We start from the raw sequence: 22,968 nt of genomic DNA, 5'->3' as shown, positions 1-22,968 counted from the left end.
AAAAGAGGGAATAGCTCTATATTTAAGCTATTCCCTCACTTCTATTAAAACAGATGAATGTTTTCTTTTTTACAAGCTGCACGTAAATCGTCAGGCCATACAGAAGATTGAACTTCACCGATATGTGCTTTACGTAAGAAGTACATGCACATTCTTGATTGTCCAATACCACCGCCGATTGTTAATGGTAGTACGTCTTCTAGTATACCTTTATGGAAATCATACTCACGTTTGAAGTCTTCACCAGTTTTCGTTAACTGCTCATCAAGTGATTTACTATCAACACGAATTCCCATTGATGATAATTCAAATGAAGATTGTAGTACTGGGTGCCAGAATAAAATGTCACCGTTTAATTTCCAATCGTCATAATCAGCTGCGCGTCCATCGTGCTTTTCACCTGAACGAAGTGCATCACCAATTCCGATAATGAAAACTGCACCATGTTCTTTTGCAATTGCATGTTCACGATCTTTCGGTGTTAATTCTGGATATTTATCTTCTAATTCTTGAGAAGTAACGAAAACAATTTCTTCCGGTAAATACTTTCCAAGGAACGGATATTTTTCAAATAAGTGATCTTCTAAATCTTTGAATATTCCATAAATTGTTTGTACTGTTTTTTGTAAGTAATCGACAGTACGCCATTCTTTTTGAACGATTTTTTCCCAATCCCATTGGTCAACGTAAATGGAATGCGTTGCATCAAGTTCTTCATCACGACGAATCGCGTTCATGTTTGTATATAAACCTTCACCAGCTTCATATCCGTATTCATGTAATGCAAATCGTTTCCATTTCGCTAGTGAATGAACAATTTCTAATTCTTCTCCTGAATGTAACATATCAAATTCAATTGGACGTTCTACACCGTTTAGGTGATCGTTTAATCCTGATTTTTTCGTTACGAATAATGGTGCAGATACGCGGAATAGTTCAAGACGTTTTGCTAATTGGTCCTCGAAAAATGTTTTAACTTCCTTAATTGCGATTTGAGTCTCTCTTACTGTCATTAATGATTGATACATGGTGGTTTCCTCCTAAAATGTTTGGATGTTGTGAAAAGAAGCCAACAAAAAAAGCCCTTCTTTCCCAAAAAACTGGGACGAAAGGCTTTGGTTCCGCGGTACCACCCAAATTAGCAACAGAGGTTGCTCACTTATACAATACGGAGATGAAATATCTCGATACTGTTCTTCTTGTAACGGCGAAGTTCCCGGCTAAGTCTACTTTCCTATAAAGGATTTCGGTTAGCAACTCCAGGAGGTTCTTCATAATAGGCTTCGTATCAGGCTCACACCACCCCTGACTCGCTTAAACTACGTCCTACTACTACTCGTCCTTTCATAGTCGTTTTGTTGTCACATCTCTGAAACATTTTATTAATGATTATTCTATACAAAAAATAAAGAAAGTCAACAAAAAGTTTTAAAATATTTTTCAATTCTTTATTTTACGGCTTTATTGATTGTTGTTAATTTAACATCTTTACTTTTTCTGCCTCGTCAATCCAAAAAATGTTTCACTGACCGAAACTAACGTATACACAACAATTAATGTGATCGTTCGGAATATAGAATCCGCAGTATTTCTTATTATTTTCATTTTCTTTATAATTCCTTTCAGTTTACTTGCAATTTCATGATATACTATAGCATTCAAGCAGTTTATTTTTACTTAAAGTAATCATAGTCATTTATAAAGAGTATTTTCTAAATCATTGACTATTATCAAATAAGATTTTTATATAACGGAGTGATCATATGAGTAAAACGAAAGCAAAACCGAAAAAAGGTGTAGGACAAGGTACAGGAAGTAAAGGATGGAACCGTTGGCAATCAAGTGCAAAGAAAAAGGCAGCTGCCAAACCATACAAAAGTAAAGGTACAAAGAAGTAATTTAAATAACATTTGATTTCTTTGCTTTATACAAAACAAAATATAATTATTACAACAAAAAAGCTATGCCCTCATAAATTTGAAGGCATAGCTTTTTTATATTAAATCATTAAAATATCTCGAATTTCTTCCTCTGTGATTGAGGACAATTTCTCTTCTCCCGGCTCAATCACTTCAGCGATTAAATTTTTCTTACTTTCTTGCAATTCATGCATTTTCTCCTCAATTGTTCCGTGGGCTACTAGCTTTATAACTTGCACTGTATTTTTTTGTCCCATTCGATACGCTCTATCGGCCGCTTGTTGTTCAACAGCTGGATTCCACCATAAATCGTATAATATTACTGTATCTGCACCAGTTAAATTAAGTCCGGTACCACCAGCTTTTAAAGAAATGAGAAATAGATTCCCTTCTCCTTCGTTAAACCGATCGCATAGCTCTACACGTTCCTGCGCTGGTGTACTCCCGTCTAAATAAAAGTATGGAATTGCTTGGCGATTTAACTCACGACCAATAATGGAAAGCATCTTCGTAAATTGAGAAAAAATTAATATTCTCTTTCCTGTGCTTCTACATTCCTCTAAAATCTCTAACAGTTGTTCAAATTTAGCTGAACTTCCTTTGTAATCATCAACAAATAAAGCAGGATGACAACAAATTTGTCGCAATCTCGTTAAACCAGCTAAAATTCTAATTTTATTTTTACGTAACGTATCTTTGTCTAAATGCTTTAACGTTTCTTCCCTTAACTTCGCTAAATAAGCAGCATAAAGACTCTTTTGATCGGGTAATAACTCCGATGATTGTAAGTGCTCTATTTTCTCTGGCAACTCATTTAATACGTCCCCTTTTAATCGTCTTAATACGAATGGTTTCACTCGCTTCGCTATATCTTCACGCCTTAAATCACCGAACTCTTTTCTTCCTGGTAATAATTCCGGGAAGACGACATGGAAGATAGACCATAGCTCTTCTAATGAATTTTCTACAGGTGTACCCGTTAGCCCAAAACGGTATTCAGCTTGAATTATTTTCACAGCTCTTGCCGTTTGCGTTGTAGGGTTTTTAAACGCCTGCGCTTCATCAAGGAATAGTGTATGAAATGGTCTTGCATACAATCTTATATCTCTTCTCAATAATGGATATGACGTAATTACGACATCAAATTCCGTTATATCTTTCAAAATTTTCCGGCGCTCTGCTTGAATTCCATCTGCAATAACTGCTCTAATATGCGGGGCGAATTTTTTCAATTCACTAAACCAATTATAAACAAGAGATGATGGTGAAACGACTAATATAGGCAGTTTCTTTTCTCGAATCTCAGGCAAAACAGAATCTATAAAAGCAATGCTTTGCAACGTTTTTCCAAGTCCCATATCATCTGCTAAAATACCTCCAAAACGGTAATGAGCAAGTGTTTTCATCCATTCGAACCCATATACTTGATACTTTCTCATTTCTGCATTTAAAGTATTTGGCACAGCAAATTTTAATTTTTTCGGGTTTTGAATGTTTTCTACTAACTCTTGAACAGAATCATCCAAACTTAAAACATTGCCTTCATGAAGTCCATTCATCCATTTTACACTCCGAATAAGTGGAACATTTACCTCTTCTCCATGTAAAAATTCTTTCCGAATACCTGATTCTTTTATAAACTGATTAATTTCATTAAACTCTTTACTCTCTAGGGATAAAAACGAACCGTTCGCCAATCGATAATATTTACGTTTCTCTTCAAGGGCCGCTAATACACCTTTAATTTCTGCTTCTGGTATTCCTTTTATATCAAAACGAAATGACAACCAATCAATTCTTTCTTTTCTTCTCACTGTAATAAGAGGAACTGCATCCCCTTTACTAATTCGCAATTTGATTGCTGTCGTCGCATAAATATCAACTAAACCTTTTAATGTTGGCACGACGTGATATAAAAAGTTATACTCAGCTTCTTCATTATGCATAAAGTAACCGCCTTCTGTTTTTGCAAAAGCACTTTCACTCATAATGTCTAAAATCTCTTTTTCCTTTTTCTCATCACGATTAAAAACAGACGGCTGTCCATCCTCTTCTAGCGGATTAATCATGACGTTCCCATAGTGAAATTCAAGACCTGCTAATAAGCGATTTTTCACGCGGTCTAAATACAATTTCGCTTTTAGCGAAGGGGTTTCAACACGATCCGATATTACTTCATCAATGTGTACAGTTCCGAGCTTCATTAATCCTGGTACAACTTTCGAGACGAAATGTTCCATCTTACTTTCTGGAATATAAAACTGATTACTATTTGAACGACTCATCATCTTTTGTAATTCAATAAGTCGCATACAATCTTCAATATGTAAGTGATATAATTTCCCATCGTAAAGTGCATTGTTATACATATCCATAACTTGTACACGATTTAGACCATCTATATGAAGTGTAAATCCACCATTATTTCCCTTCGTAAATTCAAAGTGTAACGGCAACAATCCTTTTGAAACTTGTAATCCCTGAAACAGTTGTTCATTTTGTTTCAGCTGTACATATTCAACTTTAGAAAGTGAAGAGAGCATATCTTTCCATGAAGCTGGTGGTATAAATATCATACTTTCATCTTGTTTCGCATGTACTTCTAGCGTATCTTCATACATTTTTTCGTTATGATACATTTTAATGAGCTGCTGAATAATCGCATCCGTTTCTTGTTTAAAACTATGTACATCTGGTGTATATGTAAATTCATTTGAACAATGAAAAGACTCTCTTTTCTCCACCTTAGAAAGAAATTCTCTAATATGATTTATGAAATACACTTTGGCAAGTTTCAATTGAATTCCAAGAAGAGCCCCTCCACTTCTCGTAGCTACTGGTGTACATATAAACTCAATATCTAATATTTCACGTGTATCAAAACGGTGTTGTTTACTTTTTGGCCTCAGTGGTTTGTCTGCAAACAGCTGAAACATACCACTTGTCAATTGATCATTTCTGTTACTAGTGGAACTCATTCCACCTGTTTGTTGATTATAGTTTATTTGTATTAATACTGCTGCAACATGTTGACAGTACGTTTGAAAAGACGCTAATGAAGGACAACTACATTTTGCAACAACATCACCCTTTTTAGCTTTTTCTACTGTAACATGGAAATCCTCGTTCCCTTTTACTGTCGCCTCGCAAATTTCTTTATTTTCATCATAATGATTTATTATCACTTTATTTGATTTATAATAGGCTTCACCTCTTTTATATGAGGTCTCTCCGCACACTTCTTTAATAATCGATTTATTCAATGTGAAACTCATCGCTTTGACACTTCCTTAATATAAAAGCATTTTCTCTTACTTAACATTTTACATGCTCCACGAGAAAATATAAAATGTTGATTTAACAAAAAAGATGCTTATTTATAAGCATCTTCTTCACTCTATCTCCATCAACCTCTTCGCCTCAAAATACAACACTTGAATAAACTTCTTCGTATTAATTCGCGTATGACCAGAAGATGCGAGTTCATCTTTCGTCATTTCTGTCATACGTTTTCTAACTACGGTGAAATCGAAAAATTTTGGAGCATAGCTTTCAAATTTTGGATTTGAAAAGTCTGTTAATCCTAAAGAAGCCAAATGATTTAACGACTGATAAATAGCTCGACGTACTCTTTGTTCAGACGCTTTTTTCTCTTTATCAATATCCGCATCTAAAGCTAAATCCCCTAGCTTCCTTATCGTAATATGATGAAAAATTTCTTTTAACGCAGGAAAGCCAAACTCAAATGTCTGTGCCTTTTCTTGACCATATAAATATTCCAGCATACTAAGTAAATCTTTACTTCCATTCTCTCCCGCAATACCGAGTTCTGATAGTAAAAAGCGCCCTAAATCTCCTATCTTTTTTCCTTCTTGCACTGGTTCAGTACGCAATTGCGGTTTTTCCCACTGAAACACGTTATTTAATGATTTTTGAATATCATGTATAGAACGCTCCAATCTAATACGCTCCATCACTTTGCGTACAACAGATACAACTTCGATTTTGTTTAATGGTTTTGTAATATAATATTCTACACCAAGTGTATATGCCTCACCTATAAGCTGCTTCGATTCCACTTGAGAAATCATAATGATTTTCCCAGTGAAAGTTGACGCAATGTGACGAACTGTTTCAATTCCGTCCCTCATCGGCATCAACAAATCAATAAATAAAATATCTACTTTTTTAAAATTTAGTTGATCCGCTTCAATAAAAGCTCCGTCATCCGCCTCACCAATTACTTCTCCAAGGTCTCCATCTTCAATAATTTGCGAAAGCATCGAACGGAAAACTTCATCATCGTCTACGATATAATAAAACAAATCTATTCCCCTTCCCGCTTTAAACTATCCTCTGGTAAACAAACGATAAACTTACATCCTCTTTTATTTTCTCGGTCTTCTAATCTCACTTCTCCGCCTAGCTCTGTTACCATTTCATTTATGTAAGAAAGCCCAATACCAGTTGACGGTGTTCCCGTTTGATCATACTTGGAAGTAAATCCTGGCTTAAATACTAATTTCTTATACTTTTGTGCAATACCAGGTCCATCGTCAATTACTTCAAAAAATATATGTTGCTCTCTTTTATATAGCTTAATAATAACGACACCTTTATCTTCAATTGCTTCAACTGCATTCGAAACTAAGTTATTAAAGATTGATAGAACTGTATACACGTGGTATGCAGCATGCTCACCTTCTATATGTTTAGAAAAACGTATATCCTTTTCTAGCATTTCGGCATACTTCTCGTTTATTCTAACAATCATTTCTGCTAACTCATGTCCTTCTACATATTCAGCCACATTTTTATCTAATAACAGTTTAGATAACCCTGCAAATATCCTTTGATTATCCTTTTTTATTTCATGCACTTCCCCTGCTATTTTCAATGCTGTTTTACTACTTGAATCAGCGCTTACTTGTAAATTTCGATATAGTTGATATGCTTCTTGTGTAATTAACTCCGCATTTTGTAACGTCTTTTTCAAATGAACAGATTCTACATATAAATTAGAAAGATGCATTAACATATTTTCATTTTCTTTTCGAACTTGCGATTCTTTTAATTTCGTTTCATATAAATTCATCATATTTAAAAAACCAAGTGCAAAGAAACTACGAAAAATAGCAATAATGATGAGTTTATTTACTTCAGAAATCGTTATTGTTGTACCTAGTACTAACATGTGATAAAACGCAAGTTCTGACATACTTGCAACAATTTCAATTGAAATTCCAAGGCATCCAATAATGATTGGTTTCTGATGGAACTTATTTACCCTGCAAAGCGAAAAAAGACTGCCATAAATAAAATAATAGAAGAACACAGGATAACGCAAATAAAATGATTCTGTCATATGAAATGAACCTTGCATGATCCAGTCAAGGCATACTCGGAATAAGACTACAGATATCCCAACAAGAATACCTGCAACTCCTGCTGGTACTCTTCTTAAAAATAATAATAAAAAGAAGAATAGCGGTGTACCGAAGCTAACTCGAAACGTATCATTAAAGGGATGAAAGTTCAGCTCCCCAGCAATCGGAACAACGACCATTAATATAATTAAAAGGGACATATCTTTCTTCCATAATTGATTCCAATTCAAAGGTGACACTTCCTATACTTTTTTTCAGTAGTAAAAGCGAAAGCCCGCTTATTGTTATAAACGGGCTTTTTTTCTATATTCTAACCTTTTCTACCGCTTTTATTTGGCGATACTCTGGCTTCCACATTGCTTCTTTCACTGCCATCTTAATATCGTTATCACTTAAGTTCACTCTTGCAACACCTTCTGCAACTGCAACTTTAGCTACTTCAATTGCAACCATTTCTGAGATATTACGTAATTCTTCGACCTCTGGTAAAATAGGTGCTCCTGGCTGACTTGTATCTACCATACTTGCAACTGCTTCAGCAGCTGCTGCGAACATTCCATCCGTCATGACGCTTGCTCGTACTACAATTGTTCCAAGACCAAGCCCTGGGAAAATAAGTGCATTATTTGATTGTCCAATCACATACGTTACACCGTTATATGTAACTGGTTCAAATGGACTTCCTGTTGCAACTAACGCTCTTCCTTCTGTCCACTCGATTAAATCTGCTGGTTTTGCTTCAGCAAGTGGCGTCGGATTCGACATTGGTAAAATGATTGGTCTTTCTACGTGAGAAGCCATTTCTTTAATAATCTCTTCTTTAAATGCACCTGCAACAGTAGATGTACCAATTAAAATTGTCGGTTTTACATATTTCACAACTTCAGCAAGTCCGATCACATCATTTTGCTTCCACTCACTTACTTCTGCTTCTTTTCTTGCGTACGGAATTTGGAAATCAAGAAGATCTTCCATATTATCTGTAACTAACCCGTTACGATCAATACACCAGAAACGCTTATATGATTCTTCTTCAGATACGCCTACGCGGACCATCGCATCTCTAACTTGATCTGCGATACCGATTCCAGCCGTACCAGCACCAAATACAACAACACGGTGTTCACTTAGCGGTACACCAGAAGCTTTCACTGCCGATAATACTGCCGCAAGTGAAACTGCACCTGTACCTTGAATATCATCATTAAACGTACAAACATCATGACGATATTTATCTAAAATTTTTCGTGCGTTACGAGAGCTAAAGTCTTCCCAATGTAAAAGTGCTTTCGGGAATTGTTTGTTTACCGCTTGTACAAACGTATCAATAAATTCATCGTAAGCTTCACCTGTTATACGAGGGTGACGATTTCCAATATAAAATGGATTGTTTAATAGCTCCTCACGGTTTGTACCTACATCTAAAATTACCGGTAATACACGACTAGGATCGATTCCAACTGCAGCAGTGTAAACAGCTAATTTTCCGATTGCGATGTTAATACCACCAACGCCCCAGTCACCAATTCCTAATATACCTTCTCCATCTGTTACAACGACTAAATCAATGTTCTCAGCTGTTGCACCGATATTCGTAAATGCTTCTTCGATACCTGATGGATCGTTAATTGATAAATAAACACCACGTGGTTTACGATATTCATGACTATATCTTTGAATTGCTACACCGACAGTTGGTGTATATACAATCGGTAACATTTCTCGTAAATGATCTGTTAATATACGATAAAATAATACTTCATTTCGATCATGTAACGCAGTTAAGTATACATTCTTTAATAAATCATCCGGCTGAGAACTAAATTGTTCGTATGCTCGGCGTGCCTGTTCTTCTAACGTTAAAACCGCTGGCGGTAATAACCCTTTTAAACCTAATTCTTCTCTCTCTTCTTGCGTGAAAGCTACCCCTTTATTTAAAAGTGGTGTTGATAATACTTCTGCTCCTCTTAATGTTGTTTCTAATGCACCATTAGAAGCTACTGTAAACTTGCTCATAACATCCCTACCTCTATTCATATATAGCATTTCTATATTGTAAACAAAAAAGAGGGGATTGTCCCCCTCTTCTTTTAATTTTTCTTTAAAAGAGTTGCTCCTGCAATCCCTGGGTGTGTCATTTCGAATGGATCTAGAATTAACTCTAAGTCTTCTTGTGACAATACACCATTTTTCACACAAAGTTCTCGAACGGATTGGCCTGTTGCAATTGCTTCTTTCGCAACGCGAGCTGCTGCTTCATAACCGATATGAGGGTTCACGGCTGTAATAATTCCTACACTTTTCTCAACATACTCTTTTAAGCGATCTTCATTCGCTTCAATTCCTTTTAAGCAATTATCTGTAAAGGCACGGAAACCGTTATTCATAATGCTAATCGATTGAAGTAAGTTGAAAACAAGTACTGGTTCCATAACGTTTAATTCTAATTGTCCTGCTTCTGAAGCAAGGCAAATTGTATGGTCATTACCAATTACTTGGAACGCAATTTGGTTAATAACTTCTGGCATAACAGGGTTTACTTTCCCTGGCATAATAGAAGAACCTGGTTGACGAGCTGGTAACATAATTTCAGCTAAACCAACACGTGGACCTGATGCCATTAAGCGAAGGTCGTTCGCAATTTTAGACATATTCATCATACATACTTTCAGTGCTGCTGATACTTCTGTGTATGCATCCGTATTTTGCGTTGCATCTACTAAGTCTTCTGCACCAACAAGTGGCAGTTCACTAATTGCAGCTAAATGTTTTACAACTGCTTCAATATATTCTGGATCTGCATTTAAGCCTGTACCAACTGCAGTTGCCCCCATATTTACTTCATATAAATGTTGACGCGATTGTTGAATTCGTTTCATATCACGCTCAAGTACGCGAGAGTATGCTTTAAACTCTTGTCCAAGACGAATTGGCACCGCATCTTGTAAATGTGTACGCCCCATTTTAATAACATGATCAAACTGTTCTGCTTTTAATTCAAATACATCATGCATATAACCCATCGTTTGTAATAAGCCTTCTAATGCATTTAACGTTGCGATATGAATCGCCGTTGGGAATGCATCATTTGTTGATTGGGCCATATTTACATGGCTATTTGGACTAATATAATGATAGTCTCCCTTTTCCATTCCTAATAATTCAAGAGCACGATTGGCAATGACTTCATTTGCGTTCATATTCATTGAAGTACCTGCTCCGCCTTGAATTGGATCGACGATGAAATGATCATGCCATTTTCCATCAAGAATTTCTTGAGCAGCTTCTGCGATCACGCCACCCTTGTTCAATTCCAATCTTCCTACATCTGTATTAGCAAGCGCTGCTGCTTTTTTTACAATTGCGAACGCTCTAATTAAACCTTCATGGATTTTGTATCCTGTAATTGGGAAGTTTTCAACTGCACGCATTGTTTGTACGCCGTAGTATGCATAGTTTGGTACTTCTTTCTCACCTAAAAAATCTTTTTCAATTCGAACACCATTTTTAACTTCAGTTAATGTTGCCATGATTATTCACTCCTTAACGATTTCTTATGCTGCTTTTGTTTCTTTGACTGTTTCTACATATTGTTTTGCTTTCTCATTATCGAATTCGCCTTCCCACTTTGACATAACAATGGCCGCTAATGCATTTCCTAATACATTGACAGATGAGCGAATCATATCTAAAATGCGGTCAATTCCCGCAATTAACGCGATACCTTCTAGTGGTAACCCCATTGAACCTAACGTTGCTAATACAACAACGAACGATGCACCTGGAACTCCCGCCATACCTTTGGATGTTAACATGAGAACGAATAATAACGTTATTTGCTCCGTTAGTGACATGTGTACACCGTACATTTGTGCAACAAACAATGCCGCTAACGCTTGATAAATAGCCGATCCAGTCAAGTTAAATGTATAACCTGTCGGAATTACGAAAGAGGCAACTGCCTTTGGACAACCGAACTCTTCCATTTTTCTCATTATATTAGGTAAAACAGCTTCTGAACTTGCTGTCGTAAATGAAAGAATTAGTTCTTCTTTTAAAATTTTCATTAATGTAAAAATGTTTACGCCAACCATTCGTGCATTAATACCTAATACAATCACAACGAATAGTATAACAGTTACGTATACAGCTAGCACTAGTTTTCCTAAAGGAAGTAGTGTTGCTACACCAAATTTTGCAACCGTAACCGCAATTAAGGCGAATACACCAAATGGTGCAAATTTCATGACTTGATTTGTAACCCAAAACATCGCTTCGAGTACACCTTCAAAGAAGTTAAAGACAGGCTTTCCTTTTTCCCCAATTGCCGCAACTCCTAAACCGAATAATACTGAGAAGAATATAATCGGTAATAGGTCACCTTGTGCAATCGATTCAAATACGTTTTTCGGTACAATGTGAACAATTGTCTCAGCAAAACCTTTCTTCTCTGTTGCATCTGCTGTTTGTTTATAAGAAGAAATATCACTTTGCTGTAAATTACTCATATCAACACCAGTACCTGGTTGGAATATATTCGCTGCAAGTAATCCCATTAAAATAGCAATCGTTGTAATAATTTCAAAATAAAGAATTGTCTTACCACCCAGTTTCCCAAGCTTCTTCATATCTCCTACACCAGCTACTGCAACAATTAATGCTGAAATAACAATTGGTACTACAATCATCTTAATTAAGTGAATAAATATATCCCCAATTGGTGTGATATAAGAAATCGCCGTTTTATTGCCATAAAAGACTGCCCCTACTACAATCCCTAAAACAAGCGCGACAAAAATTTGTGTTGCCAATCCGAATTTTTTCATTTATGTTCATCCCCTTCATGCGAACGCTTTCAATTTGAATTTATAAAAGCTACTCACACATCTTATAAGCGAACCTACAAAATCATACAAAAACCTACAAGTTCGTCACAAAAAATTCAAATATTTTTCTTCTTTTTTTCATTGACACCATTTTGTTAAAAAACGATAAAATAAACTTGATAAGTAATCAGATTGTTTCGTATAATCAAAAAGATATATACTTAAAACAAATTAAAATGAAAAGGAGTGGATGGTATGAAAAGTTACGTGAAAAAATTCGTCCTATCTTCTTCTTTTCTTTTTCATTTTCTTAAAAAGGAACAAAGGCATTCGCCTTTGTTCCTTTTTTATTGCGATCTATATAGGGGGAATTGTTATGAGGTCATATAAACGTGTCTTAATTAAATTAAGCGGCGGTGCACTTGCCGATCAAACTGGAAATAGCTTTAACTCCAAACGATTAGAACATATCGCAAACGAAATTTTATCCATTGTTGATTTGGATATCGAAGTATCCATCGTCATCGGTGGCGGTAACATTTTTAGGGGGCATCTAGCTGAAGAGTGGGGAATTGATCGCGTAGAAGCTGATAATATCGGTACACTAGGTACAATCATTAACAGCTTAATGCTTCGCGGTGTTTTAACAAGTAAAACAAATAGAGAAGTACGCGTTATGACGTCCATTCCATTCAATGCAGTAGCTGAACCATACATTCGCTTGCGTGCAGTCCACCATTTAGATAACGGCTATATCGTTATCTTTGGAGGCGGAAACGGGCAACCGTTCGTGACGACAGATTATCCAAGCGTACAAAGAGCTATTGAAATGAATAGCGATGCCATATTAGTCGCAAAACAAGGTGTCGATGGCGTCTTTACAAGTGATCCAAAGCATAATAAATCAGCAAAAATGTACAGCAAACTAAACTATAATGATGTTGTTAGACAAAATATACAAGTCATGGATCAAGCAGCATTACTGCTTGCCCGGGACTACAATTTACCAGCACATGTCTTTAACTTTGATGAGCCTGGAGTGATGAAACGAATTTGTTTAGGGGAGCATGTAGGGACGTTGATTAATGATGATGCTTCATTGCTTGTGCATGAAAAGTAATTAGTTCTCATAAAAAAGGGGTGTCTATAAAAGACCCCCTTTTCTTTAAACTTTATAAATAAAAATCCACCAAACTCGCAAATTTCTCCTTACAACGCTCCCAAAAAGATAACTTCTCAAAAAACTCTTTCGTCATTACTTTCGAATCACGAAAATCCTCTGTTAACACTGTATTAACTTGCGCTACAATAGGACCACCATGAATATAAAAATTCATTTCATCATTTATATTAAAGCTACGCGAAGTAAAGTTTGTTGTGCCAATAACGGTTAATTCATTATCAATAAGCATTAATTTGCCATGGAACATTCCTTTTTTATACCCATATACAGTAATCCCATTATTAACAGCTTGACGTATGTATGGATACGCCGCTTCTTTTATAAGAGGTAGATCTGGTTTATATGACCAAAGTATTTTTACTGTAACACCACGCTTTTGCGCTGCGATTAAAGCATTCATTGATTCTTCATTTTTCGCTATAAAATACGGCGTTGCAATTACAATGGAGTGCTGAGCTTGTTTTATAAGATCTAAATATTTTTCAGCGACGTGATGCCCATTATAACTAACCATAGTATGTAATGTATTCCCTTTACTAGCTTTATTCGTACTTCTCTTTATATCTTCTTTCGTATCTCGTTTCCAATCTAAAGCAAATTGTTCCTCTAAATCTTTTGCACCTTCCCCTTTTACCCGTACATGATAATCTCTCCAGTACCCAAAGTGTTTATCTTTCCCTAAGTACTCATCTCCTATATTAAAACCACCTGTATAACCAATCTCTCCATCAATTGTTGTAATTCGGCGATGATTACGATGATGAAGGGAATAAAACCCGAATGGTAATTCCTGTTTTCTACTATATGTAAAATGCACACCATTTTTCTGTAATTCTTTTTTCATCTTTCTTTCAAATGATAAATCGTTAAGTAAATCGACAGATAAATATACGTTTACTCCTTCTCTTGCCTTTTCTTTTAATAAGTTTAAAAAAGTATGACTGCTTTTATCATCCGATAAAATAAAAAAATAAGTGTAAATAGATTGTTTCGCTTCTTTTATATCAGTAAATAACTGTTTATAAAATGACTTTCCTTCTACATATAATTGAAAATCACTATAATGAGGTGCATACTCTGTTGGCATGTTTTTCCCAGTTTCCATTTTCCTACCTAAAGTAACATCAATATGCATACAAATTAAAATAAAAGCGAAAATAGCAATAATAATAGAAGTAACTCGTAATATTTTTTTAATCATTTTGATTTCCTTCCGCTCATTTTTCTTTCCACCCTTCTATTTTGGCATTCAAATTCAGATTTCATGCTTCATACAAAAAAGGATGTGACTTAACGTCACACCCTTTTCATATTAAACAAAGTTTCTCGCATCATTATTTCTTCCAAACTTATAAATAGCAATTAAGAAGAATGCTACCGCAAAGGCGAATAAGATTAAAATGTTTACATACAACTCTGAAAATGGGATTCCTTGCTGTAGTTTTGCTATCGTGTCTAGCAACCAACGCTGCGGAAGGAAATCAGCTACTTTTTGTACCGCTTTTGGCATAATGTCATATGGAAAATAACATCCGGCAAGTAAACAAGTTGGTACAATGACCAGATTTTGCATCGTATTTGCCGATGCTGAGTTTTTCGAAAAAGCAACAAGAACTAATGATATTCCAATCGCTATTAAAGCAAATAGCATGAGTACGCCAATCATCACTATGAAAGGCATATTGATATTCGTATGAAAAACATTCGTTAGGAATAGGGTTGTAATTAGAATTTGTACTGTTAGCATCATCATATTTACTCCGACATTAGATAATATAAATCTCTTCCCATCTATCGGTGTTGATAAGAGTCTAAAGTACGTTCTATTTTCTTTTTCTTTTAAAATAGAACCTGATAAGTTCGCTGCTGAAAACAGCATAAACATAATAAGGTAACCCATCGTTTGGTTTGTCATATCTTTATTTTTCGAAGTATCTTCTAGCGTTTCAGTTTTCATCTTAAATGCACTTTTTTGATACCCTGCGTACATAGTATCAAATGTACTTTGATCTGTTCCTGCTACTTTACTAATAGCTGCTACATTATCAATATAGTTATATAAATATGATTTTATAAATACTGTTACTTGATCACCTTTAATCGATGCAATCTCGATATGATTAGGTTTCCCTTCTCGAACACTTTTTGAAAAACCAGAATGTAATGTAATAACTCCATCAAGTTTTTTGGAAGTGAGTTTATCTTCTACTTCCGACTCCTTAACCTTACTCACTTTCACATGATTTAATCCTTCTAAGAACTTTATCGTATCATTTACTATCAGCTCATTTTCCTTATTTACAATCCCGATATTTAACGTGCCTTGCCCCGCATTTCCGTATATCGAAAAAGAGATGAGTGTTCCGATTATCGGCAAACTAATAATAATGAATAACCCTTTTTTATTTTTCAAAAGGACAGATAGCGTTTTTTGTATGAGCCATAAAATATCTTTCATACTATAGCCCCTCCCGTCTACGTAATGCAATAATTGCAATTAATAAAAAGAGTGCTGAAATCCCAAGATTTAAACATATTACTGGCAGTGTCGCTCCTACATCGTTTGCATAAATAATTTTCATGACAGCTGTGTTTGCCCACGTTAATGGTGATAAGTTCGTAACTAAATTTTCTTCTACTACGAAGTATGCACCACCAAAAATAGAAGCTAACTGTATAACAACAAGAATAATTGCTCTCGATGATTCAGCTGTTTTCGTAATATACCCGATCCCTAAACCGAAGCTAATTGCTAGAAAGACTTGTGTTAATAAAATAATAAATATGATTCCAAGGTGGTCGCCCCAATTCGCTTGAAATACAAATTTACTAAATAACATGACAAGTAATACGCAAAGGGCGTTCGCTACTAGGCTACCAAGTACTTTTCCAATAAATATTTCAGCTTTACTTATAGGTGCAGCAATGAGACGATCTCCTGTTTTACGTATGCGTTCTCCTCGGATTAAAGAACTCGCTCCCATTGCAGCATATAATGCAATCATCGTTGTCATTACAATCGCATAGTAATCCATGGAACCTGGTTTTTTCGTAGCTTGTAAGGATGTTTCTTTTATATAATCATTATGATTTCCGTTTGAAATAACTGTGCTCACCTTAGTAGGATCTACTTTTGCAACTTCGGCCGCTACATTGTACTTATCAACAAATGTTGTAAGCATTCCTTCCACAATACTCCCCTCAATACTACTTTTGTCACTTCCGTACAATTTTGCACCATCTTTATTTAACTCTACATAAACAGCATATTTATTTTGCTTCACTTCTTCTTTCCCATCTATACCTTCGGAAGCTTTTTTAAAATGAATACCCGATTTATCGACTTCTTTCGTAAATGCTTCGAACGATTGAGAAAATGTGCTACTCGCTTCATCTTTGTAGAGCACTTGTATATCTTTAATCGCTTGACTATCGCTATCAAATGCATTCGTTAACGCTGTTCCTAACACAAGCATAAGTACAACCGGAAATGCTAACATAAAAACTAAAGTTCTTACGTCTCTGAAATCTCTTTTAATATGCATAACTGCAATATTGAAGATGTTCAATTGATGAACCTCCCTTTACCTTTTCTTCATTTACTTTTTATTTATCTCGTAAGTTTCTTCCAGTCAACGTAAGAAATACAGTTTCTAAATTCGGTGCCTGCTCTTCTAACGAACGAATTTCAATATCGTGATTAATGAAATGCTGAATAATTTTATTTAAATTATTTAATCCTGCATCCGAGTTTACCTTGATTACGTTCTCTTCAATTTGAACAGCTTTCACACCGTTTATCTCTTTTAACTTTTCTACATCTAAATTTTCTACTGACTTCACTTCAATCCAAATATCTTTCGTATCTGTAATAATCGCTTTTAACTGTTCTTTCGTACCTTCTGCAATCACTTTACCGTGGTCGACAATTGCGATTTTTGTACAAATCTCTTCCACTTCTTCCATGTAGTGGCTCGTGTAAATAATCGTGCTTCCCATTTCATTTAATTTCCGAACAGACTGAAGGATATAGTTTCTTGACTGCGGATCAATTCCAACTGTCGGTTCATCCATAATAATTAACTTCGGTCTATGAGCAATTGCACAAGCTATATTCAGTCTTCGTTTCATCCCACCAGAAAAGTTTTTCGGGTAACTCTTATGTTTATCGCTAAGCCCCACAAATTGAAGTGCTTCCTCTACTCTTGCTTTTAGTTCAACCCCTCTTAACCCATACAATCCAGCAAAGAATTTCACATTTTCATAGGCAGTTAACTCTTCATAAATCGCAATATCTTGCGGAACGATTCCGATATTCATTTTTGCAAATCGATTATGTTTCTTTATATTTTTTCCTAGTATGCTAATTTCGCCTTCATTACTTCTTAACAAACCAGCAATCATATTTATCGTTGTACTCTTACCAGCACCATTTGATCCTAAAAAGCCAAATATTTCTCCTTCTTTAATAGATAAAGACATATTATCAACTGCGATAAAATCACCAAATTTTTTCGTTAAATTTTTAATTTCTAATGTATTCATCATTTCACCCCTATTTCGGTTTCTCTGCTATTAGTATAAACAAAAAGAATGAACCTGCTCAGTGCAGAAGTTCATTCTTTTCACATGAGATTATTCACTTTTTTCATATGAGATGGTTCATCTTCGTCCCATTCTCTTATATCGGCAACAACATCGTCACTAAAAAACCACTTGTTCCATCTACAATAATTTTTCCGTTTACAGACGCTGTTCGCTCCTCCATCCCCATAATACCGAGACCTTTCTTAACAAGGGCTGCGCCTTTTCCGTTATCCTTCACTTGCACCTTAACCATCTTGTTAAGTACATGAATATCTATAGAAATAACTGTCGCATCAGCATATTTCATCGCATTTGTTAATGCCTCTGTAACATTTTCACCAATAATTTTCCACTGAATGGGAGAAATCATATCTAAGTTTCCCTTATATACGAAAGGAATGTTTACATCATGCTTACTAGCAAACTCCTCTATGAATAATTTCATACGGTGAATGCCAATTTGCTCAGTTGGTGGCTTCATATTTTTTAATGTAATGCGAATACTTTCAATTCCATCTTTTGAAATGTGAATTGCATTTTGTAATAACTCCGCAGATTTTTCTTTATCTATCCCCATTAATCTCTTTGCTGCTTCCATTTGAATCAATGCGCCTGTCATCGAGTGACCAATTTTATCATGAATTTCTTGTGATAATCGATTTCTCTCTTCTAACTTAAATGTGTATTCTGATTGTCTTATGTACTCTTTATTTTCATGTAAGCTTTTCGTAAGTCGTTGCATATCTTTTCGCATCTTATCATTTTGCGATTCAAGCTTTACTACACGTGATATATATCGATCTGCCATAGTTAAAACGAGAAAAGAAAATGCAACAATTAATCCATAAGTCATTCGAATGCTTTCATCTGTAATTGTAATTGGAAGCATCATAATAACAAAGTGTGACCAATTCTTGTCTATGTAATGGAATGTAATTTCGTATAAATTCAAAGGTAAAAACAAAATAAAAAACGGATGAACCCTCCATGTTAATAACATAACTACACTAATTGAAATACAAATCAATATTTTTTTGTACGTATCTTTTTTTAATATAGAGATTAGCACGTTTACAGAAAGATATAAAAGCAAAGCAAATATAACCCATGGTAAGTTCGTAACATTTGAATGTATGTAACTGAACACAATATATATAAAGACAATTAATTTACTTACAGTTAACCAAAATTCCATATCATTAATCTACTTTCCCTGTTAAGTAATAAATCGCAATTTGTGTGCGATGTTCAAGTCCAGTTTTCCCTAAAACTGACGTAATATAATTTGCAATTGTTCCCTCAGATATAAAAAGCTGTTTCGAAATTTCTTTATTTGAGAAACCTTTTGCAATTAATGCGATAATACTAAGCTCCCTTTCTGTGAAAAGGCTCTTATCAATTTTACATTCTTCCTCTTTACTTTCCATTAAATTAGACTTAATTTTATCGAGGACAACATCTTGCATAACAGTTTGACCGTTATATACTCCTTTTATTGCATCACGAATACGCTCCGGATCGTTATTTTTTAATAAATAACCTTTCGCACCGTTTTTTACTGCATCCAAAATATATTCATCATCATCAAACGTCGTTAAAATAAGCGGTTTTGTTTTCGTCTCTTCACAAATGAACTTCGTCGCCTCTACACCGTTCATATTTGGCATACGAACATCTAAAAGAGCAATATCAACTTCATGCTTTTTACAATATGCTACAGCTTCTTCCCCATCATTTACAGTATCTACTACTTCGAACTCTTCGTATGTATTTAAAATAATTTTCATGCCTTCTCTAATAAAAGAGTTATCATCCGCTATTAATATTTTAATTTTCATGTTTGTTAGCATGGCCCTTCCCCTACTAACATTCACATCCTTTCTCCGTGTAACATTTCCTACTTGCTCATTATATACTTCTGCTTACCATTTTTTCACACTTTTTTTCATCTAGCTCTTCTGCAAAAAATATATTATTCTTTTTTTACAAAATGTGTAGGGTGACTTATCATTCTTTACGTCTATATAATAGAATGCGTCAAAAAGGAGGGAGAGACCCATTGAGGAAAAACAATTAATTGAAAAAGCACAACAAGGAAGCGAACATGCTTTTCGTGTCCTTGTGCAAACATATCGTCACTATATTTTCCAAGTTATCTTTTCTATTTTAAGACATGAAGAAGATGCGAAAGATGTTACACAAGAAGTATTCGTAAAAATTCACGCCTCTCTCCCACATTATCAATTTCGTGGATTAAAAACGTGGATGGCACGTATTGCCACCAATCACGCTATTGATTATAAGAGAAAGAAAGCTAGAGAAAGTGAAGAACTCTTCTTATGTAAAGAAGCTGAGGAAAATATACAGTCCTCTCATAATATTGAGGCTTTATTATTGACGAAAGAGCAAAAATTACTCATTGCCCAAAAACTGCGAGAACTTCCCGAAAATTACCGTGACGTCATTCTCGCACATTACTTAGAAGAAAAGAGCTATCAAGAAATTGCTTTACAGGAAAACATCGAAGTAAAAACAGTCGAAATGAAACTGTATCGAGCACGAAAATGGATTAAAAAACATTGGAAGGAGGAAGAGTTTCTATGATGCATTATTCAAAAGAAGATTGGCGCAATTATACATTAGATTTTATAGAAAGCAATGAACGTGAATCTATGGAAGAACATCTTTATGAATGTGATCATTGTTTAGCACTTTATATGGAAAGTATTGATGAACAACATGAAAACCTTCCAATGATAAATGATGATTCATTTACGAACGAAGTTATGACGCAAATTAATTTTGAAACACTACAGTCTAATGAAAATATAAAAACAACCTCACTAAAGCGCACGATCATTCACTACATAATTGCGACTGCGGCTACAATTATTTTTATGGTAAGTGGTTTATTTCAGTATATTTTTACAGCGACATCAAATTTAGAGAAATCTTCAAAACATAACGAGTCTTCTATCTCACAACAAATTGTAAACAAATCGGTAGACACATCGAAAAAGGACGGAGGTTCAAAGCATGAATAAAAATCCCTTTTTAGCACTTGTATTAGGGCTAATTCCTGGGCTTGGACATTTATATTTAAAGAAATTTGGACGGTTTATTTTATATAGCGGAGGGGCTGTATTTCTATTTATCTTTGCAGCATTTTGTACAATAGCATTAGGAGCCCGTGATATTGCTTTTCTTTCTCTATTTTTACTAGTCGTGTTATGGGCAATCAATTTATTAGATTTAGTTATCACTATTATTAATCAATCGAAAAAACAAGCTGCCGGAGAATTCATAGAATCCTCTAAAGAGAGCGAACGATTTTATATCATTCTCTTATCCATCATCCCTGGACTTGGCCATTTTCAATTAGGACTTATGCAACGCGGACTTACATTTTTAGTAGCTTGCACAGGAATCGGAAGTATGATCATTTTCGTTGCACTTTTAACATCGCAAGAAAGTTTTCTTATCTTCCTTATTACATTACCTGTTTTATGGATTTACAATTTCTTTGACGTTGTTCAGCAACTCCAGAAAAAAGAACGTGGCGAGCAATTAGATGATCGTACTATTTTCGAAGATTTTGAAGAACATCGAGAGCAGGGAAAGAAAAGTAAAACATTTGCTTCTATTTTAGCTATGTTCCCTGGTGCAGGTCATATGTATTTAGGCTTACAACGCCGTGGTCTTCAGCTTATGGCAGCCTTTTTACTATCTATTTATTTACTCGACTTATTAAGACTTTCTGCGTTTTTATTTTTAGTGCCAATCATTTGGTTCTATAGCTTTTTTGATGCTTTACAGCAAACAGCAAAATACGGAAAAGAACGAGTACAAGACGAACCCATTATCGATTATTTTATAAATCATCAAAGATGGATTGGTATCGGATTAATTACACTCGGTGTTTATTATTTATTAGATCAAACAGTCCTTCCTATTTTGAATGATTATTTTGTAACTATATTTAATATTCATCTTAGTGAACTATATTATCGCTATTTCCAAACATCTATCGTTGCGCTCCTTTTAATTGGCGGCGGCTTTAAATTGTTACTTGGAAATAAAGAAAACAAAGGTGGGACAAGCGAATGAGGACTTGGCGTGTTGGAACATTCTCAATGGGGCTTTCTATTATATCGTTAGGATGCTTTTTACTATTTTCAGTCGTAAAAGGAATTCAAGTATTAGATACACTAACTGCATGGTGGCCAGTTTTACTCATCATACTTGGAGCCGAAGTTTTACTATACCTTCTATTTTCTAAGAAGGAACAATCATTTATTAAATATGATATTTTTAGTATTTTCTTTATCGGCGTTTTAGGAAGCGTCGGAATTGCTTTTTACTGTTTATTATCAACTGGATTACTAGAAGAAGTTCGTCACTCTATTAACACAACGAGGCAAACGAGTAATATTCCAGACGGACAATTTGATATACCTGAATCTATCAAAAAAATCGTAGTAGATGCAGGACATCAGCCTCTAACGATAGAGGGAAATAATACAAATCAAATTCATCTTTTGGGAACTTATGAAATGACAACGAAAGCAAATGAAAAACTCAATTTAAAACAAGATGATTTCCTTTCAGTTCAAACGGCTGGAGAAACGATGTATATCACTTTAAAATCATTACCTGTTCAGCATACGTTATTTAATTCAGCACCACAGGTGAAACCAACGCTTGTTCTTCCGCAAAATAAAAATGTGGAAATCCGTGCTTCAAATAACGAACTATCTCTTTATCCAGGTCAATTACAAAATAATTGGTTTGTACAGGAAAGCTCAAGAGTGTCTGTCCATCTTGCAAAAGAAAGTGATGTATCTTTAACAGCAATAACGAATCAAAAAGAAATACACGGAAACACACCTTGGGAGCAAGTAGAAGATTTAACGAAAAAAGAAAATAATTCTTCAGAAGAACATCCAGAATTAAACGAGCAAGAACATTGGTATAAAAATTCGATTAAAACTGGAAATGGGACGTACAAGTTAAATATTGAGAAAACTTATAATTTGAATATGAGCGTTATCGAAAAATAAAAAACC

At 34.9% G+C, this 22,968-nt stretch carries 19 protein-coding genes and 1 other annotated feature; of the genes, 6 read left to right on the top strand and 13 right to left on the bottom strand.

The window, feature by feature from the left end; all coding sequences use genetic code 11:
• Positions 1-44: 44 nt before the first annotated feature.
• Positions 45-1,028 (bottom strand): aspartate--ammonia ligase, encoded by a 984-nt coding sequence (gene asnA / locus AXW78_RS08480; RefSeq protein WP_000284914.1) that lies wholly within the window; start codon positions 1,026-1,028, stop codon positions 45-47.
• Positions 1,029-1,098: 70 nt separating this feature from the next.
• Positions 1,099-1,357, bottom strand: a binding site (T-box leader).
• A 406-nt stretch (positions 1,358-1,763) separates the two neighbouring features.
• Here asnA and AXW78_RS08470 point away from each other — a divergent pair.
• Positions 1,764-1,898: a DUF3934 domain-containing protein gene (locus tag AXW78_RS08470; RefSeq protein ID WP_000047588.1), complete on the top strand. Its 135-nt coding sequence runs from the start codon at positions 1,764-1,766 to the stop codon at positions 1,896-1,898.
• Between the two features lie 101 nt (positions 1,899-1,999).
• Here AXW78_RS08470 and AXW78_RS08465 read toward each other — a convergent pair whose 3' ends face one another.
• The 6 genes from AXW78_RS08465 to AXW78_RS08440 form a co-directional block, all read right to left on the bottom strand.
• Positions 2,000-5,194: a DEAD/DEAH box helicase gene (locus AXW78_RS08465; RefSeq protein ID WP_000011057.1), complete on the bottom strand. Its 3,195-nt coding sequence runs from the start codon at positions 5,192-5,194 to the stop codon at positions 2,000-2,002.
• A gap of 117 nt (positions 5,195-5,311) precedes the next feature.
• On the bottom strand, positions 5,312-6,244 hold the full coding sequence (locus tag AXW78_RS08460) for a response regulator (protein ID WP_000500301.1): 933 nt from the start codon (positions 6,242-6,244) through the stop codon (positions 5,312-5,314).
• A gap of 2 nt (positions 6,245-6,246) precedes the next feature.
• Positions 6,247-7,545 carry a sensor histidine kinase gene (locus AXW78_RS08455; RefSeq protein ID WP_080345681.1) on the bottom strand — a complete coding sequence of 433 codons (1,299 nt, stop codon included), beginning with the start codon at positions 7,543-7,545 and terminating at the stop codon, positions 6,247-6,249.
• Positions 7,546-7,609: 64 nt separating this feature from the next.
• Entirely contained in the window at positions 7,610-9,322 is a 1,713-nt protein-coding gene (malS, locus tag AXW78_RS08450) for an oxaloacetate-decarboxylating malate dehydrogenase (RefSeq protein ID WP_033703526.1), read from the bottom strand.
• A 74-nt stretch (positions 9,323-9,396) separates the two neighbouring features.
• Complete coding sequence (gene aspA / locus AXW78_RS08445) at positions 9,397-10,836, bottom strand: aspartate ammonia-lyase (protein ID WP_000224200.1); 1,440 nt, start codon at positions 10,834-10,836, stop codon at positions 9,397-9,399.
• A gap of 24 nt (positions 10,837-10,860) precedes the next feature.
• Positions 10,861-12,132: a cation:dicarboxylate symporter family transporter gene (locus AXW78_RS08440; RefSeq protein ID WP_000713293.1), complete on the bottom strand. Its 1,272-nt coding sequence runs from the start codon at positions 12,130-12,132 to the stop codon at positions 10,861-10,863.
• A gap of 376 nt (positions 12,133-12,508) precedes the next feature.
• Here AXW78_RS08440 and pyrH point away from each other — a divergent pair, with 376 nt between their 5' ends.
• Entirely contained in the window at positions 12,509-13,252 is a 744-nt protein-coding gene (gene pyrH / locus AXW78_RS08435) for a UMP kinase (RefSeq protein WP_001258266.1), read from the top strand.
• 52 nt (positions 13,253-13,304) lie between these two features.
• Here pyrH and AXW78_RS08430 read toward each other — a convergent pair whose 3' ends face one another.
• From AXW78_RS08430 to AXW78_RS08405, 6 genes are all read right to left on the bottom strand, one after another.
• The gene (locus AXW78_RS08430) at positions 13,305-14,516 is read right to left on the bottom strand and encodes a phospholipase D-like domain-containing protein (protein WP_061883989.1); all 1,212 of its coding nucleotides are present in this window, start codon (positions 14,514-14,516) and stop codon (positions 13,305-13,307) included.
• 111 nt (positions 14,517-14,627) lie between these two features.
• On the bottom strand, positions 14,628-15,773 hold the full coding sequence (locus AXW78_RS08425) for an ABC transporter permease (RefSeq protein WP_046945425.1): 1,146 nt from the start codon (positions 15,771-15,773) through the stop codon (positions 14,628-14,630).
• Position 15,774: 1 nt separating this feature from the next.
• Complete coding sequence (locus AXW78_RS08420) at positions 15,775-16,884, bottom strand: ABC transporter permease (RefSeq protein ID WP_061883988.1); 1,110 nt, start codon at positions 16,882-16,884, stop codon at positions 15,775-15,777.
• Between the two features lie 37 nt (positions 16,885-16,921).
• Positions 16,922-17,860, bottom strand: coding sequence for an ABC transporter ATP-binding protein (locus AXW78_RS08415; protein ID WP_001093829.1), 939 nt, complete (start codon positions 17,858-17,860; stop codon positions 16,922-16,924).
• 136 nt (positions 17,861-17,996) lie between these two features.
• Positions 17,997-19,097 carry a sensor histidine kinase gene (locus AXW78_RS08410; protein ID WP_000397657.1) on the bottom strand — a complete coding sequence of 367 codons (1,101 nt, stop codon included), beginning with the start codon at positions 19,095-19,097 and terminating at the stop codon, positions 17,997-17,999.
• A 4-nt stretch (positions 19,098-19,101) separates the two neighbouring features.
• Positions 19,102-19,740, bottom strand: a complete 639-nt coding sequence (locus AXW78_RS08405) for a response regulator transcription factor (RefSeq protein ID WP_000694093.1) — start codon at positions 19,738-19,740, stop codon at positions 19,102-19,104.
• A gap of 283 nt (positions 19,741-20,023) precedes the next feature.
• On the opposite strand from AXW78_RS08405, the gene AXW78_RS31905 reads away from it, so the two are divergent.
• From AXW78_RS31905 to exsE, 4 genes are read left to right on the top strand one after another with little or no spacing between them, the layout of a single operon-like run.
• Positions 20,024-20,506, top strand: coding sequence for an RNA polymerase sigma factor (locus AXW78_RS31905; protein ID WP_231122438.1), 483 nt, complete (start codon positions 20,024-20,026; stop codon positions 20,504-20,506).
• Complete coding sequence (locus AXW78_RS08395; RefSeq protein WP_000972351.1) at positions 20,503-20,946, top strand: hypothetical protein; 444 nt, start codon at positions 20,503-20,505, stop codon at positions 20,944-20,946. Before AXW78_RS31905 ends, AXW78_RS08395 begins: the two co-directional genes overlap by 4 nt.
• Entirely contained in the window at positions 20,939-22,009 is a 1,071-nt protein-coding gene (locus AXW78_RS08390; RefSeq protein ID WP_001039097.1) for a hypothetical protein, read from the top strand. The genes AXW78_RS08395 and AXW78_RS08390 overlap by 8 nt, the downstream gene beginning before the upstream one ends.
• A complete protein-coding gene (gene exsE / locus AXW78_RS08385; RefSeq protein ID WP_001261421.1) occupies positions 22,006-22,962 on the top strand; it encodes an exosporium protein ExsE in 957 nt (318 codons plus the stop codon). The genes AXW78_RS08390 and exsE overlap by 4 nt, the downstream gene beginning before the upstream one ends.
• Positions 22,963-22,968: the final 6 nt, after the last annotated feature.

Source organism: Bacillus thuringiensis, assembly GCF_001595725.1.
Lineage (GTDB): Bacteria > Bacillota > Bacilli > Bacillales > Bacillaceae_G > Bacillus_A > Bacillus_A thuringiensis_K.
The sequence above is the reverse complement of the archived record's forward strand: the minus strand, read 5'-3'. Positions and strand labels throughout refer to the sequence as shown.

Excerpts from the sequence above, each read along its gene's own strand:
- AXW78_RS08405 (WP_000694093.1), bottom strand. The coding sequence starts at position 19,740 with ATGAAAATTAAAATATTAATAGCGGATGATAACTCTTTTATTAGAGAA.
- AXW78_RS08410 (WP_000397657.1), bottom strand. The coding sequence starts at position 19,097 with ATGGAATTTTGGTTAACTGTAAGTAAATTAATTGTCTTTATATATATT.
- asnA (WP_000284914.1), bottom strand. The coding sequence starts at position 1,028 with ATGTATCAATCATTAATGACAGTAAGAGAGACTCAAATCGCAATTAAG.
- AXW78_RS08440 (WP_000713293.1), bottom strand. The coding sequence starts at position 12,132 with ATGAAAAAATTCGGATTGGCAACACAAATTTTTGTCGCGCTTGTTTTA.
- AXW78_RS08415 (WP_001093829.1), bottom strand. The coding sequence starts at position 17,860 with ATGAATACATTAGAAATTAAAAATTTAACGAAAAAATTTGGTGATTTT.
- aspA (WP_000224200.1), bottom strand. The coding sequence starts at position 10,836 with ATGGCAACATTAACTGAAGTTAAAAATGGTGTTCGAATTGAAAAAGAT.
- AXW78_RS08395 (WP_000972351.1), top strand. The coding sequence starts at position 20,503 with ATGATGCATTATTCAAAAGAAGATTGGCGCAATTATACATTAGATTTT.
- AXW78_RS08465 (WP_000011057.1), bottom strand. The coding sequence starts at position 5,194 with ATGAGTTTCACATTGAATAAATCGATTATTAAAGAAGTGTGCGGAGAG.
- AXW78_RS08430 (WP_061883989.1), bottom strand. The coding sequence starts at position 14,516 with ATGATTAAAAAAATATTACGAGTTACTTCTATTATTATTGCTATTTTC.
- AXW78_RS08390 (WP_001039097.1), top strand. The coding sequence starts at position 20,939 with ATGAATAAAAATCCCTTTTTAGCACTTGTATTAGGGCTAATTCCTGGG.
- pyrH (WP_001258266.1), top strand. The coding sequence starts at position 12,509 with ATGAGGTCATATAAACGTGTCTTAATTAAATTAAGCGGCGGTGCACTT.
- AXW78_RS08470 (WP_000047588.1), top strand. The coding sequence starts at position 1,764 with ATGAGTAAAACGAAAGCAAAACCGAAAAAAGGTGTAGGACAAGGTACA.
- AXW78_RS08425 (WP_046945425.1), bottom strand. The coding sequence starts at position 15,773 with ATGAAAGATATTTTATGGCTCATACAAAAAACGCTATCTGTCCTTTTG.
- malS (WP_033703526.1), bottom strand. The coding sequence starts at position 9,322 with ATGAGCAAGTTTACAGTAGCTTCTAATGGTGCATTAGAAACAACATTA.
- exsE (WP_001261421.1), top strand. The coding sequence starts at position 22,006 with ATGAGGACTTGGCGTGTTGGAACATTCTCAATGGGGCTTTCTATTATA.